A 13,985-nucleotide genomic window follows, 5' to 3' on the forward strand; every position below is an offset into this window, starting at 1 on the left:
CTTCAGGCCTTGAGCGCAGCGCCCCGCAACCATTGCGGCGGGCGGAACACCAGCAGGTTTCCGAACATCACCAGCAGCAGCCCGCCCACGGCCAGCGGCGTCCAGACATAGCCCTCGAAAAGCGCCGAGATGCTGAGCGCAACAATGGGGAACAGCACCGTCGCATAGGCCGCCTTCTCCGGGCCCAGCCGGCCCACCAAGGTCAGGTAGGCCGTGAACGCAATCACCGAGCCTGGAATGGCCAGGTACAGCCAGGAGCCCACATAGGTCCAGCTGGCATCGAAGCGCCAGGGCAGGCCCGCCACCAGCGCATAGCCGGTCAGCAGTAGCGTGCCGGCCAGCATGCCCCAGGCATTGGTCTGGGCCGGCCGCCAGCCCATGGACTGCAGCGAAGCCGACAGCATGTTCCCGCAGGAAAAGCACAGCGTGCCCAGCACCGCCCAGGCCAGACCAGGCAGGCTGGCATGCCGGCCTGCGCGCAGCTCGGGCCAGAACAGCGCCACCAGGCCTGCAAGGCCGAAGAGGCTGCCGGCCAGCACATGGGGAGCCAGCCTGCGGCCGTGGATGATGCGCGCCAGCAGCGCGTTCCAGAGATTGGCGCTGGAGAACACCACGGCGGCCAGGCCGCTGGCCAGCGTTTCGCTGGCATGCATGAAGCACACGAAGTTGAAGCTGAACAGGCACAGACCTTGCCCCAGCACGCGCGGCAGCGCCGGGCCGCGGGGCACGCGCAGCTGCCGCGACCAGGCCAGCCAGGCGAACATCAGCACGGCGGCCAGCGCAAAGCGGTAGGCAATGGACAGCTCCACGGGGACGGCGCCCAGCTGCAGCTTCAGGGCGATCCAGGTCGAACCCCAGATCAGCACGACCAGGGCATAGAGGGTGGCAGTCATGGCCGGTGATGATGGCGCCGCAGGCTGGGCGGGCATGGCAGATTCCTGCGGTTTGATGGCCTGGCGCCATGCGTCGGTATGGCTGCGGGACCACAATCGCTGCCATGACGCCCACGCCGCTGCCCGAGCTGCCCTCCAGCCACCTGTGCCAGGTGCTGTCACGCTCCAAGGCCCGGCTGCAGCGGCGCGTGCGCCTGAGCGAGGGGGTGGAGCTGGCCGTCTGGGCCAATGTGGACGACGAGGTGTGCTACTGCCAGCCCGGTCACCACACGCTGTCGGTCTACCTGGCCGGGGGCGAGGGCTCGCAGCTCAAGGCGCGGCCCGAGGCCATGGGGGCGCCGGGGCGCATCTGCATCTTCACGCCAGAGGACGAATCGCACTGGCTGGTGCGCTCGCCCGTGCAGTTCCTGCACCTGTATGTGTCCGACCTGGCCTGGGCCGGGCGCGTGGTCCGCATGCTGGATGCCGAGCCCCGCTCGCGCACCTTGCGTGCGCAGATCTACGGGGATGATCAGGCCTTCCACGCCGGTGCCCGTGCGCTGATGCAGCTGGACTGGCAGGACCCCCAGCAGCAACTGGCGGCCGATGCCATTGGCCAGCAGCTGGTGGACCGGCTGGTGCTGCAGTCCGCCACGCCGCGCCAGCTGCAGGCGCTGCAGCGGCCGCTGGGTGGGCTTTCTGCGGCCATGCGGCGCAGGGTGCTGGCCCATGTCGAGGCGCATCTGCATGACTCCAAGGCCGTGTCGCTGCCGGCACTGGCGAGACAGGCCTGCCTCTCCGAATTCCATTTCGCACGCATGTTCCGCCAGAGCATGGGCTGCACGGTGCACGAATGGGTGCTGCAGCAGCGCCTGGCCCGGGCACGGCGCGCCCTGTCTGCGCGCAACGTGCCGCCGCTGGCCGAGCTGGCACTGGATTGCGGCTTTTCCGGCGCCAGCCACCTGGTGCGCAGCTTCCGGGCGCATTTGGGCGTTACGCCTACGCAGTTCTCGATCTTTCAGCGCAATGCTTGAGAAGGATGGCCGGCCTCGCCGGCCTTGATCTGGCGCAAGCGTCTGTCCTTGCAGGCCGGGCATGGCTTGAAATTTGCCCTGCCGGTATCAGATAAATCGCAATGACCCTGTTTCAGGAGCGAAAAGAAACACCATGCGAATCGACAAACTGACAACCAAGTTCCAGGAAGCCCTGGCCGACGCGCAAACGCTGGCCCTGGGCGGTGACCAATCCAATATCGAACCCCTGCACCTGCTCGTGGCGCTGCTGCGCCAGGACGATGGTCCGCGCTCGCTCTTGCAGCGCGCCGGCGCCAACGTGGGCCAGCTGCAGGCCGCGGCCGAGAAGGCCCTGGCTGATCTGCCGCGCGTGCAGCACCAGGACCAGGTGCAGGTCGGCTCCGAGCTGGGCCGGCTGCTGCAGGCGACCGAGAAGGAAGCCCTCAAGCGCGGCGACCAGTTCATTGCCAGCGAGCTGTTCCTGCTGGCGCTGACCGACAGCAGCGGCTCTTCCACGCGCGCAGGCCAACTGCTCAAGGAAAGCGGCGTGACGCGCTCCAGCCTGGAGTCGGCCATCAACGCCGTGCGCGGCGGCCAGACCATGGACAGCGCCGAAGGTGAAGGCCAGCGCGAGGCCCTCAAGAAATACACCATGGACCTGACCGAGCGCGCGCGCATCGGCAAGCTCGATCCGGTGATCGGGCGTGACGACGAAATCCGCCGCTCCATCCAGGTGCTGCAGCGCCGCAGCAAGAACAACCCCGTGCTGATCGGCGAGCCCGGCGTGGGCAAGACCGCCATCGTCGAGGGCCTGGCCCAGCGCATCGTGGCCGGCGAGGTGCCCGAAAGCCTCAAGAACAAGCGCGTGCTGTCGCTGGACATGGCGGGCCTGCTGGCCGGCGCCAAATACCGTGGCGACTTCGAGGAACGCCTGAAGTCCGTGCTCAAGGAAGTGGCCCAGGAAGAGGGCCGCATCATCCTGTTCATCGACGAGATCCACACCATGGTCGGCGCCGGCAAGGCCGACGGCGCCATGGACGCGGGCAACATGCTCAAGCCGGCCCTGGCGCGCGGCGAGCTGCACTGCATCGGCGCGACCACGCTCGATGAATACCGCAAGTACATCGAAAAGGATGCGGCGCTGGAGCGGCGCTTCCAGAAGGTGCTGGTCGAAGAGCCTTCCGTGGAGGACACCATCGCCATCCTGCGCGGACTGCAGGTGCGCTACGAGGCCCACCATGGCGTGGACATCACCGACCCGGCCATCGTGGCTGCGGCCGAGCTGAGCCACCGCTACATCACCGACCGCTTCCTGCCCGACAAGGCCATCGACCTGATCGACGAGGCCGCGGCCAAGATCAAGATCGAGATCGACTCCAAGCCCGAGGTCATGGACAAGCTCGAGCGCCGCATGATCCAGCTCAAGATCGAGCGCGAGGCCATGAAGAAGGAAAAGGACGAGGCCTCGCAAAAGCGCCTGCAACTGATCGAGGAGGAGCTCGGCAGCCTGGAGCGCGAGTACGCCGACCTGGAAGAGGTCTGGAAGAGCGAGAAGGCCAGCGCCCAGGGCTCCGAGCAGATCCGCAAGGAGATCGACCAGATCCGCATCCAGATCGAGGAGCTCAAGCGCAAGGGCGACTTCAACAAGGTGGCCGAGCTGCAGTACGGCAAGCTGCCCTCGCTGGAAAAGCAGCTCAACGAAGCCCAGGCCAACGAGCAGGGGCAGGGCGGCGCGCCCGCCCACAGGCTGCTTCGCACCCATGTGGGCGCCGAGGAAATTGCCGAAGTGGTCAGCCGTGCCACGGGCATTCCCGTGGCCAAGATGATGCAGGGCGAGAAGGACAAGCTGCTGCGCATGGAAGACCGTCTGCATGACCGCGTCGTCGGCCAGGACGAGGCCATCTCGGCCGTGGCCAATGCCATTCGCCGCTCGCGCTCGGGCCTGTCCGATCCCAACCGGCCTACCGGTTCCTTCCTGTTCCTGGGCCCCACGGGCGTGGGCAAGACCGAGCTGTGCAAGGCGCTGGCCGGCTTCCTGTTCGACAGCGAGGACCATCTGGTGCGCATCGACATGAGCGAGTTCATGGAAAAGCATTCCGTGGCCCGCCTGATTGGTGCGCCGCCGGGCTACGTGGGCTACGAGGAAGGCGGTTACCTGACCGAGGCCGTGCGCCGCAAGCCCTACAGCGTGCTGCTGCTCGATGAGGTGGAAAAGGCCCATCCCGACGTGTTCAACGTGCTGCTGCAGGTGCTGGACGATGGCCGCCTGACCGATGGCCAGGGCCGCACCGTGGACTTCAAGAACACGGTCATCGTGATGACGAGCAACATAGGCTCTTTGCTGATCCAGGCCATGGTCGGCGAGGATTACGATGATGTGAAAGATGCGGTCTGGGGGGAACTCAAGAACCATTTCCGACCCGAATTCCTCAACCGCATCGACGAAACCGTGGTCTTCCACGCGCTCGACGCGAAGAATATCGAGTCGATCGCAAGGATTCAGCTCAAGCTGCTGGAGCGACGTTTGGAGAAAATGGACCTTGCGCTGCAGGTGTCCGACCAGGCACTGGCCGAACTGGCCAAGGTGGGCTTCGATCCCGTTTTCGGGGCCCGGCCGCTCAAGCGCGCGATACAGCAGCGGATCGAGAATCCGCTGTCGAAACTGCTGCTCGAAGGGCGCTTCCCGCCCAAGAGCACGATTGCGGTACATGTGGACCCGGTACAGGAGCCGGGCGTATTCCGGTTCGATGCGGCAGACCCCGCCTGACGCACCGGGCCAGCCAAGAAAGGCTTTGCTTTGAACGATTTTGTCGCCACCCTGACCCGCTGGGCCGTTCGCATCCTGCTGATGCTTGTGGGCCTGGTCTTCTTTGTCAGCCTGCTGACCGCCGCGGCGCTGCTGGCCCTGGTCTGGGCCGTGAGAGCGCTGTGGGCCAGGCTCACCGGCCAGCCGGTGATGCCCTGGGCCATGCGCATGAGCCCGCGGGCGGGATGGCAGACCGTGTACCGCTCCGGCTCCGAGTGGATGGCACAGCGTCCGCAGCGCGCCTATGGCGCTGCCGAGGGCGGTGGCCGCCGCGCCGGTGCCGGCGTACTGCCGGGTGCGGGCGAGGTGACCGACGTTCAGCCCCGTGAAGTGCGCGAGCCCTGAAGCGTCTTGCTGCAGCCTTTACGCGGCCTGCGCATCTTCGTGCCCAGGCCGCGCGTGGCGGCCCGTATAGTCTGAAACCCTCGGGAGCCCGTGCAAGGCTCCCTTTTTTTTCCTGCCGCTGCATGCCAACATGTGCCGCGACGCATCCTTGGAATGCGGCGCATGCAAGTGTCTTCTTACCATTGAGCCTATGACCCAGCTGGATCTCCACCGCGTCTTCGACCTTCAGTACCAGGCCAGCCGGGCGCAGGTGGACGTGCCCCTGCTGGTACGCCGCGAACGCCTGCTGCGCATGCAAAAGCTGCTGGACGAGCACGGCCCCGTGCTGGCCGCCGCCGTGCAGGCCGACTTCGGCATGCGCTCGCCGCGGCTGACCGAGATGGTGGAGCTGTTCGTGCTGCGCAACCTGCTCAAGCACACGCTGCGCCATCTGGCGCGCTGGTCGGGGCGCCAGCGGGTGCGAACGCCGCTGATGCTCATGCCCGGCCGGGGATGGATAGAGCGCCAGCCGCTGGGCGTGGTGGGGGTGATTTCCCCGTGGAACTATCCGGTGCAGCTGGCGCTGGGGCCGGCCATCACGGCCCTGGCGGCGGGCAACCGCGTCATGCTCAAGCCCAGCGAACTCACGCCGCACACCTCGGCCCAGCTGGCAGCGCTGGTGGGGCAGTTTTTCGCGCCCGAGGAATTCGCCGTCATCGAAGGCGATGTGAGCATTGCCACGCAATTCTCGGGCCTGCACTTCGACCATCTGCTGTTCACCGGCTCGACTGCCGTGGGCCGTCGCGTGGCGCAGGCGGCGGCGGCGCACCTGACGCCGACGACGCTGGAGCTCGGTGGCAAGTCGCCCTGCATCATCTCCACCGACTGCGACCTGAAGGAGGCCGCGCTCAAGATCGCGCATGGCAAGCTCGTCAATGCGGGCCAGACCTGCATCGCCCCCGACTACGTGCTGCTGCCGCGCGGGCAGGAGGCGGAGTTTGCCGAGGCCTTTCGCACCGCGGCGCGGCGGCTGTTCCCGCGCTTTGCCGGCAATCCGGACTATGCGGCCATCCTCACCAAGCGCCACCTGGCGCGCCTGCGGCAGATGCTGCGCCAGGCCCAGGGCATGGGGGCGCATGTCGAGTGGATGGAGGATGGCGGAGCCGGCCAGGAGAGCGCCGACATGGCCTGGGGCGATGCCGTGGAGCGCCAGATGGCGCCGGCCCTGGTCTTCAATGCCACCAGCCAGATGCAGCTCATGCAGGAGGAGATCTTCGGCCCCATCCTGCCCGTGATCAGCTACGACAGGCTGGATGACGTGGTCTCGGCCATCAATGCGGGGCCCAGGCCGCTGGCGCTGTACTGGTTCGGCCGCGATGAGAAAGTGCGTGATGCCGTGCTGTCACGCACCATCAGCGGCGGGGTGACGGTCAACGACACCCTGCTGCACTTCGCCCATGAGAACCTGCCCTTCGGCGGCGTGGGCGACAGCGGCTGGGGTGCCTACCATTCGGAGCAGGGCTTTGCACGGCTGAGCCATCAGAAGGCGGTGTTCGTGCAGTCGCGCTGGTCGGGGGCTTCGATGCTGTATCCGCCCTATGGCGCAAGGTTCGACCGCATCATGGAGTTGATGCGCCGCTGGCTGTGAGCGAGGGGGTGATTTCTCGCCGTTGCCGGGCTTGCCTGCATCGTGAGAAATTGTCAACTGATTCCTTGCCAAGCCTTGTGTCGCGTGCGCCAGCTGCTCTTTTTTGGAGAGCACATAGCACATCCCAATGCCGAGGGCAAGAAAACGAGCACAGCCGTACTTGCGTGCATGGCTAAGAGCCGCAACGCACGCAAAAAGCGCGATTCCTGTGAAAATCACGCCCTTCTATTTTCACCTGTTTTCGTTTCGGTTTTTCCATGTCTAGTATCCAGGTTCGTCCAGCCACTCTCCGCGATGCAAAAGCGATTGCCCAGATCCATACTGCTTCCGCCATGGAGGCTTATCGCGGTCTGGTTCCCGATGACCAGCTCAAGAGCATGTCGTCGGTAGAAAAACGCCAGGCCTATTGGCGCGAAGCCATCGAATTTTGCGAACCCCAGGTTCAGGTTGCCATCGACGGCGACAAGATCGTCGGCTTCGTCGGTTTCGACCGCTCGCGCGATGAAAAGTCGCGCCAGACCACCGGTGAAATTTGGGCCATCTATGCCGCTCCCACGCACTGGAATCAGGGTGTGGGCGTGGCCCTGTGGGACGCCGCACGCGACGGCCTGCTCGAAGAAGGCTGCACCAATGTCACCTCGTGGGTGCCGCTGCGCAATGAACGCGCGCTGCGCTTCCATGAGCTCGCCGGCTTCAAGCGCGAAATGTCCACCGCCAAGACGGCCCAGGTCGGCGCTCTCAAGATCGAGGAAGTGCGGCTCAAGCGCGCACTGAACTGATCGATTCGCCAAACCATCCACCCATCACTCACGGAGCAGCAGGCCTTGTCCTCTTCCCAGAACTGGTCCCTGCTGCAGTGGCAGGAGCACGAGGCCACACAGGTTGCCCTGTGGCGCGCGGACAGCACCATGACCGCACCGCGCCGCATCGTCATCGCTGACGACAGCCTGGCCGCCGACAGCGCCTACCGCCTGGCCTGCGAAGGCCAGGCCATGCTGTGGCGCGGCGATTTCCAGAATGCCCGGCAGTTGCTGTCGGCCCTGGGCCGCCGCCTCGACAAGCCCGCACGTGAGACTTCCGCCAAGGCGCGCCATCGCCGCGCCGGCAAGGAAGACGCCAAGCCGGTCTTTCCCCACGCCTTCCACCTGCACCGCCAGGCACTGGCGCAGCGTGCGCGCATCCTGTCCAGCGTGATGATCGAGCTCGATACCCGCTGGCACTGTGCCCTGCGCCGCGCACCGGACTGGAGCGAAGCCTGTCGCGAAGCCTGGGGCGAGATTCCCGCCGACCAGGGTGCGCACAGCGTGATCGTTCCCCTGCGTGAACTGCTGGGTGCCCTGGGCGCACATGAGTGGCGCAAGAAGGGCGTGGCCCTGGCCGTGCCGGGCATGCCGGAGTTCAGCATTCATCCTCACTACGGCGTGTTCTCCCCGGTGCGCGGCGAGTACCTGGATCTGGTGGCGCAGGCGCCCCTGCCCGCCGTGGCCCAGCAGGCCGATGCCGCCGTCTGGGATATCGGCACGGGTACGGGTGTGCTTTCCGCTCTCTTGCTGCACCGTGGCGTGCGACAGGTGGTGGCCACCGACCTGAGCGACCGGGCACTGGCCTGCGCGCAGGACAACCTGCAGCGGCTGGGTCTGGCGCAGCGCGTGAGCCTGCGCAAGGCCGACCTGTTCCCTGAAGGCCGGGCCGCCTTGGTGGTCTGCAATCCACCGTGGCTGCCGGGCAAGGCCAGCTCCTTGCTGGAGCAGGCCGTCTATGACGAAGGCAGCCGCATGCTGCGCGGTTTTGTCGAGGGCCTTGCTGCACATCTGCTGCCGGGCGGCGAAGGCTGGCTGATTCTGTCGGATCTGGCCGAGCACCTGCAGTTGCGATCGCGCGAGGAACTGCTGGGCTGGATCGATGCCGCAGGCCTGCAGGTCCTGGGCCGCGAGGACATCCGCCCGCGCCATGGAAAGGCTGCGGACTCCACCGATCCGCTGCACGCGGCACGCGCCGCCGAGCTCACCTCGCTGTGGCGGCTGGCGCCGCGCTGATCGCGCGCGCGTCCACCCTTCGTTTCGTCTAGGCGCCCTGTGCCGTCGCTGCCTCCTGGGGCAGCAGATGCCGCAGGCGCTCGCGCAGGGCATCGGCGCGCTCGTCGCCCGCATGTTCCTGCACGGTCTGCAGCAACTGCAGGGCGGCGGCCTGCAGTGCCTCAAGATCTCGCGCCTCGCGCAGCAGATGGCGCAGCACCTGGGCCTTGTCCTCATGGCGGTTGGCGAACATGCGCTCGCACATATCGAACAGGTACATGCGTGTGCCGGCAAGATTCAGCGTGGCAGCGGTGCCGGGCGGGCTGGATTCCTTCGCAGCGGCCGGTGCCATGGAGGGGGCCTGAGCATGAGCCGGGGGTGATGATTCGGCGGCTTGGCCAGCCAGGCGCTGCAGGTGGCCGCTGGCGATCAGTTGCTCGATCAGTTCACCGGCCTGTGCACCCAGGACCTGCTGCAACTGCTCCTCGGTGCGGCCATCGGCCATCAGCAGCACCGAGCGCTCGCGCAGCGGCAGGCTGCGGCGGCCGGGCTGCAGCTCTTCAAGGGCCTTGGCGGTTCTTTGCAGCAGCATGGTGGGGGCAGGGAGTCCGACAAGCCCCGATTGCACGTTACATGAATGACCGTGGCGTGAAGAAGCCATGACAACTGGTCCGACCGGTGTTCTGCGGCAAGCGCACAATCGCCTGCCATCGCATGGGCGGGCGCTGATTTCCAGGGGCTGGCGGCCGATGCCGGTCGCAGAAATATTGTTTGATCTGTAACAGGAAGACGGGGCGCAGGCCTCGCGACATAGGTGATGAGACTGTTGCTGGCGCCCATGGAGGGCTTGCTTGATTTCGTGCTGCGCGATGTGCTCACGCGCGTGGGTGGCGCAGACCGCTGTGTCTCGGAGTTCATCCGCGTCACGGGGACCGTGCTGCCCGACAAGGTGTTCCTGCGCACCATGCCGGAGCTCAACAACGGCAGCCGGACGCTGGCAGGTGTCCCTGTGCGTGCGCAGCTGCTGGGCTCGGACCCGGACAGCATGGCGGCCAATGCGGCCAATCTGGCGCGCCTGGGTCCGGAAGGCATCGATCTGAACTTCGGCTGCCCCGCCAAAGTGGTCAACCGCCATGGCGGCGGTGCTGCGCTGCTGCAGGACCCGGAGCAGATCGCGCGCGTGGTGGGTGCCGTGCGTGCTGCCGTGCCGGCGGCCATGCCTGTGTCGGCCAAGATGCGCCTGGGTTTCAACGACACGACACTGATGACCGAATGCGCCCAGGCCATGCAGGCCGGTGGCGCCTGCGAAATCGTCGTCCACGCCCGCACCAAGCTCGACGGCTACCGTCCGCCTGCCTACTGGGACATGATCCCGCGCATCCGCGAGTCCGTGACCGTGCCCGTGGTGGCCAATGGCGAGATCTGGACGGTGGAGGATGCGCTGCGCTGCCGCGAGCAATCGGGCTGCGGCGATCTGATGCTGGGCCGGGGGATCGTTGCCGACCCAGGCCTGGCGCTGGCCATTCGCGCTGCCGTGGAAGGTGGGCAGATGCCAGCAGAACATGTTGCAGCACAGGTGTTCTGGAGCGATCTGGTGCCGCAGGTCCAGCGTTTCTGGGACATGGTCTGCGAGGATCTGGAGCCGCGCCAGCGCGCAGGCCGTCTCAAGCAATGGCTGAACCTGCTGCGCCGCCGCTTTCCCGAAGCCGAGCAGGCTTATCAGGAAGTGCGCACGCAGACTGACCAGCGCGATATCACGTTGTGGGTGCAAGCGCTGGCGCGGCGCCAGGAGTGGGCCGGGCTCTAGCGCGATCAGCCGGTCACAGCAGATGGTCGGGCGCCAGCGGGCCAATGAGCTTGAGCATCAGGCGCAGGCCCCAGCTGGCATCGGGCTCGCTGTGCTCGTCACCGCGCTCACTGTCTTCCGAGGCCCGCCACACCAGCTCGCCATCCTTGTCGAGCTCGACGCGCCAGCTGCCATCTTGCAGGCCCTCGTCAATGCTTTGCGTAGCCAGGCGGCCGAACTCGCGGCTGGCGATGAGCAGGGCAATCTCGGTGTTCTGCAACTGGGAGCGCAGATCCAGGTTCATCGAGCCGACTGCCACCAGATGCCCGTCCACCACCAGCAGCTTGGAGTGCAGCATTGCACGCGATGCGCCTGTGGAACCCGAAGGACCGCCGCCACCCGTGCTGCCCGAGCCGAATGCAGAGCGGACGCTGGCCGCCGTGCTGCGCATTTCGTAGAGTTCAACGCCCATCTCCAGCAGCGCCTTGCGGTGGCGCGCATAGCCGGCATGGGCCAAAGGTGCATCGTTGGAGGCCAGCGAATTGGTCAGGATGCGCACGCGCACTCCGCGTTGCCGTGCGCCACGAAACGCCTCCATCATGTCCGGGCCCGGCACGAAATAGGGCGAGACCACCAGCAGATCGCGCCGGGTCTTGCGCACCAGGGCCAGCAGGCCATCGACCACCGAATCGGCCTCCAGCACCGGACGCGCCGCCTGGCGCAGGGCGCCAGCCGGCTGGCCCATGGGCAGCGTGCCGGCAGGCCTGGCCTGCGGGCTGTTCGACGCGGGGCTGGCCTGTGCAGACGCATCCGTGCCAGCGCTTGTGATGGGGCCTGGGCCGTCATCCCTGTCCAGCGGAATTTTGGCGGGTTCATCCACCAGCACGGCGGCCGATGCCCAGGTCCAGCGAGCCTTTCGCAAATCCATGGGCTGCTGGTCCCAGATGATCCGGCGCTGTTCAGCCGTCTGGTCATCTGCCTTTGTCTCCTTTGCGGGAACGGCAGGTGTGGGGTCGTCCTCCTGCGCCTGGTCATCATCGCCCGCAAAGCGCTCGCGCAACTGCTTGAGTTCCTTGAGGCTGATCAGCGACTGGACGGGATAGGCGCGCTGGTTGTTCCAGTAGCTGTCGAAGCTGCGTGACAGGTCGCCGACCACCGGCCCCGCCGCCAGCACGTCGAGGTCCACGAAATTGCTGGCGCTGTCCGCATCGAAATACGCATCGCCCAGATTGCGCCCCCCGATCACGCCCATGGCGTTGTCGGCGATGAACAGCTTGTTGTGCATGCGCTGCTGGGCTCGCTGGAAATCCGTCAGCAGCGTATAGGCCCGGCCCAGCGCCGAGCTGCGCGCGCCCGCCAGGGGATTGAACATGCGCATCTCGATACCCGGCACAAAGGCCAGGCGCATGACCTGCGCATTCGCGCCCGTGCTGTGGAAATCGTCCAGCAGCACGCGCACGCGCACGCCACGCCGTGCTGCCTCGACCACGCCGCGCAGCAGGCGCTGCGTGCTCTCGTCGGCATGGATGGCGTAGTACTGCAGGTCCAGCGTCTGATGCGCTTCCTCGACCAGTGCCAACCGGGCGCCATAGGCCGCCTGGGCACCGGACAGGAGGGTGAAGGCGGAGGTTTGAGGCTTGACGCTGGCAGGCCGCAATTGCTGAACTAAAGACCCCAATGGCGTGCTTTGTGGGGCTTCCAACGCTGCAGTGACGGGGCGATCGACCTGGGAGGGCAAGCTGCTTGCGCAGCCGCAGACCACGGCGGACACCAGCAGGACAAGCGTGGTCCGCAGGCCTCGAAACAGGCTGGTGGGTGGAAGGGGCTGTAAGTTGCGAGCGCCGGACATGATTCGGAGATTTGGCCCAAGGATCGGTCAATCGGGTGTCGGACGGCTGCGCCAGCCGGTGGTCCAGGAAGCCGCTGTTCGCGTCAGAAGCTGGCGCGGTCCACAACGCGGGCCACAACGCGCAGATCTGGCCCGATGCGTTGCACATCATGCAGTGCCAATGCAAGGGCCTCGGACAGCGCGTCCAGCGGCCCGAAACTGGCGATGCCCATGCCACCCGTCCCCAGCAGCTTGGGGGCCAGGTACAGCAGCAGTTCATCGACCAGCCCCTCGCGTACCAGCGAGCCATTGAGCTTGAAGCCGGCTTCCACATGCAGCTCGTTCGTGCCGCGCGCCGCCAGGTCACGCAGCATGGCGCACAGGTCCACCTTGCCGTGCGCGTTGGGCACGGGAATGACGGTCGCGCCCAGGTCCTGCAGTGCACTGGTTTTCGATGCATCCCGGCTGCTGGTGTAGATCAGACAGCCGGCCGGGGCCTGGAGTACCCGGGCGGTGAGCGGCATGTCCAGCCGGCTGTCCACAACAGCGATGCGCGGCTGGCGCGGCGTAGCCACGTCCCGCACGTTCAGGCGCGGGTCATCTTCCAGCACCGTGCCTATGCCCGTCAGCAGGGTGCAGGCCCTCGCGCGCCAGGCATGGCCATCGGCACGTGCCTCGGGCGAGGTGATCCATTGGCTGACACCGTTGTGCAATGCGGTTGCGCCGTCAAGGGAACTGGCCGCCTTCATGCGCACCCACGGTATGCCGCGCAGCATGCGGCTGAAGAAGCCGATGTTCAGTTCGCGCGATTCGGCGGCACCTGGTCCCACCTCCACCTGTACACCTGCAGCACGCAGCCGCGCAAAACCTTGGCCAGCTACCTGGGGATTGGGATCGGTGAGTGCGCCTACCACCTTGGCAACGCCAGCGGCGATCAGGGCATCGCAGCAGGGACCCGTACGGCCCTGGTGCGAGCAAGGCTCCAGCGTCACATAGGCGGTGGCTCCGCGCACATTCTCGCCTTGTGCCGCGGCATCGCGCAGCGCCATCACTTCGGCATGTGGGCCACCAGCCTGCTGAGTGAACCCTTGGCCGACGACTCTGCCGTCAGGTGCCACCAGTACGCAGCCCACGCGCGGATTGGGAGAGGAAAGAAAAAGCGCCTGGGCGGCGAGCCCAAGCGCTTGGTGCATGTGTGGCACGGTGTTTGTCATGGTGCCAGGATGGTAGCAAGCCTGGGCTCGGTAAGCGCTTGGCGGATTGGCATTTACCCGGTGCTCACTTGCCCCAGCAGTCAGTAACGATGGTGCCTGTCGTGGCTCCGTTGGCCCCACGCAAGCCGCTTTGCGTCAAGGTGTAGTTGCCGCACTTGTCGCCTGTCTGGGCGCCCTTGGGGGTTGCCGTCAACGTGAAAGTTCTTCCATCGGTCGAGTTCAGTGAGATGTCGTATCGATTGGAAGGCACCGTGGCAAGCGCGCTGGGAAATGCTGCGGTCAGGGGGTAGGTCCCCGTGGCCGTGGAAGCCCTTTCAAGCCATTGCGCCGCCTGCAGAAGGCCTGCCCTGGCCTCCGCGCGGTGCCCGCGACGTATGTACTCGGAGTAGCTCGGTATGGCAATGGCTCCAAGAATTCCGACAACCGCCACGACGATCATCAATTCGATGAGAGTGAAACCCTGATTTTTTCTTTTCATG

12 protein-coding genes are annotated in these 13,985 nt (G+C 66.3%); 7 read left to right on the top strand and 5 right to left on the bottom strand.

What is annotated here, in order from left to right:
* Positions 1–2: 2 nt before the first annotated feature.
* The gene (locus KDK82_RS02925) at positions 3–893 is read right to left on the bottom strand and encodes a DMT family transporter (RefSeq protein WP_230590929.1); all 891 of its coding nucleotides are present in this window, start codon (positions 891–893) and stop codon (positions 3–5) included.
* Positions 894–997: 104 nt separating this feature from the next.
* Between KDK82_RS02925 and KDK82_RS02930 the strand changes: the two genes are divergently transcribed.
* The 6 genes from KDK82_RS02930 to KDK82_RS02955 all read left to right on the top strand — a co-directional run bounded on the left by KDK82_RS02930 (position 998) and on the right by KDK82_RS02955 (position 8,699).
* Entirely contained in the window at positions 998–1,906 is a 909-nt protein-coding gene (locus KDK82_RS02930) for an AraC family transcriptional regulator (RefSeq protein ID WP_034396615.1), read from the top strand.
* Between the two features lie 133 nt (positions 1,907–2,039).
* The gene (gene clpB / locus KDK82_RS02935; protein WP_034396613.1) at positions 2,040–4,652 is read left to right on the top strand and encodes an ATP-dependent chaperone ClpB; all 2,613 of its coding nucleotides are present in this window, start codon (positions 2,040–2,042) and stop codon (positions 4,650–4,652) included.
* A 30-nt stretch (positions 4,653–4,682) separates the two neighbouring features.
* Positions 4,683–5,036: a hypothetical protein gene (locus KDK82_RS02940; protein ID WP_012207005.1), complete on the top strand. Its 354-nt coding sequence runs from the start codon at positions 4,683–4,685 to the stop codon at positions 5,034–5,036.
* 130 nt (positions 5,037–5,166) lie between these two features.
* Positions 5,167–6,663 carry a coniferyl aldehyde dehydrogenase gene (locus KDK82_RS02945; protein WP_080736955.1) on the top strand — a complete coding sequence of 499 codons (1,497 nt, stop codon included), beginning with the start codon at positions 5,167–5,169 and terminating at the stop codon, positions 6,661–6,663.
* Positions 6,664–6,920: 257 nt separating this feature from the next.
* Complete coding sequence (locus KDK82_RS02950; protein WP_012207003.1) at positions 6,921–7,442, top strand: GNAT family N-acetyltransferase; 522 nt, start codon at positions 6,921–6,923, stop codon at positions 7,440–7,442.
* Positions 7,443–7,487: 45 nt separating this feature from the next.
* Positions 7,488–8,699 (top strand): class I SAM-dependent methyltransferase, encoded by a 1,212-nt coding sequence (locus KDK82_RS02955; RefSeq protein WP_088163980.1) that lies wholly within the window; start codon positions 7,488–7,490, stop codon positions 8,697–8,699.
* Between the two features lie 28 nt (positions 8,700–8,727).
* On the opposite strand, the gene KDK82_RS02960 is transcribed toward KDK82_RS02955, so the two are convergent.
* Complete coding sequence (locus KDK82_RS02960) at positions 8,728–9,270, bottom strand: hypothetical protein (RefSeq protein WP_088163981.1); 543 nt, start codon at positions 9,268–9,270, stop codon at positions 8,728–8,730.
* 225 nt (positions 9,271–9,495) lie between these two features.
* Here KDK82_RS02960 and KDK82_RS02965 point away from each other — a divergent pair, with 225 nt between their 5' ends.
* On the top strand, positions 9,496–10,485 hold the full coding sequence (locus KDK82_RS02965) for a tRNA-dihydrouridine synthase (RefSeq protein ID WP_088163982.1): 990 nt from the start codon (positions 9,496–9,498) through the stop codon (positions 10,483–10,485).
* A gap of 13 nt (positions 10,486–10,498) precedes the next feature.
* Here the strand turns inward: KDK82_RS02965 and KDK82_RS02970 are convergent, their stop codons facing one another.
* From KDK82_RS02970 to KDK82_RS02980, 3 genes are all read right to left on the bottom strand, one after another.
* Positions 10,499–12,313 (bottom strand): phospholipase D family protein, encoded by a 1,815-nt coding sequence (locus KDK82_RS02970; protein ID WP_088163983.1) that lies wholly within the window; start codon positions 12,311–12,313, stop codon positions 10,499–10,501.
* An 83-nt stretch (positions 12,314–12,396) separates the two neighbouring features.
* Entirely contained in the window at positions 12,397–13,506 is a 1,110-nt protein-coding gene (ribD, locus tag KDK82_RS02975; RefSeq protein WP_088163984.1) for a bifunctional diaminohydroxyphosphoribosylaminopyrimidine deaminase/5-amino-6-(5-phosphoribosylamino)uracil reductase RibD, read from the bottom strand.
* Positions 13,507–13,570: 64 nt separating this feature from the next.
* Positions 13,571–13,984, bottom strand: coding sequence for a type IV pilin protein (locus KDK82_RS02980; RefSeq protein ID WP_080518249.1), 414 nt, complete (start codon positions 13,982–13,984; stop codon positions 13,571–13,573).
* Position 13,985: the final 1 nt, after the last annotated feature.

This window comes from Delftia sp. K82 (assembly GCF_002193035.1).
Lineage (GTDB): Bacteria > Pseudomonadota > Gammaproteobacteria > Burkholderiales > Burkholderiaceae_C > Comamonas > Comamonas acidovorans.

What these genes read in the sequence shown, in the direction of transcription:
- KDK82_RS02925 (WP_230590929.1), bottom strand. Translation starts at nt 893, where the DNA reads ATGACTGCCACCCTCTATGCCCTGGTCGTGCTGATCTGGGGTTCGACC.
- KDK82_RS02930 (WP_034396615.1), top strand. Translation starts at nt 998, where the DNA reads ATGACGCCCACGCCGCTGCCCGAGCTGCCCTCCAGCCACCTGTGCCAG.
- clpB (WP_034396613.1), top strand. Translation starts at nt 2,040, where the DNA reads ATGCGAATCGACAAACTGACAACCAAGTTCCAGGAAGCCCTGGCCGAC.
- KDK82_RS02945 (WP_080736955.1), top strand. Translation starts at nt 5,167, where the DNA reads ATGTGCCGCGACGCATCCTTGGAATGCGGCGCATGCAAGTGTCTTCTT.
- KDK82_RS02950 (WP_012207003.1), top strand. Translation starts at nt 6,921, where the DNA reads ATGTCTAGTATCCAGGTTCGTCCAGCCACTCTCCGCGATGCAAAAGCG.
- KDK82_RS02960 (WP_088163981.1), bottom strand. Translation starts at nt 9,270, where the DNA reads ATGCTGCTGCAAAGAACCGCCAAGGCCCTTGAAGAGCTGCAGCCCGGC.
- KDK82_RS02965 (WP_088163982.1), top strand. Translation starts at nt 9,496, where the DNA reads ATGAGACTGTTGCTGGCGCCCATGGAGGGCTTGCTTGATTTCGTGCTG.
- KDK82_RS02970 (WP_088163983.1), bottom strand. Translation starts at nt 12,313, where the DNA reads ATGTCCGGCGCTCGCAACTTACAGCCCCTTCCACCCACCAGCCTGTTT.
- ribD (WP_088163984.1), bottom strand. Translation starts at nt 13,506, where the DNA reads ATGACAAACACCGTGCCACACATGCACCAAGCGCTTGGGCTCGCCGCC.
- KDK82_RS02980 (WP_080518249.1), bottom strand. Translation starts at nt 13,984, where the DNA reads ATGAAAAGAAAAAATCAGGGTTTCACTCTCATCGAATTGATGATCGTC.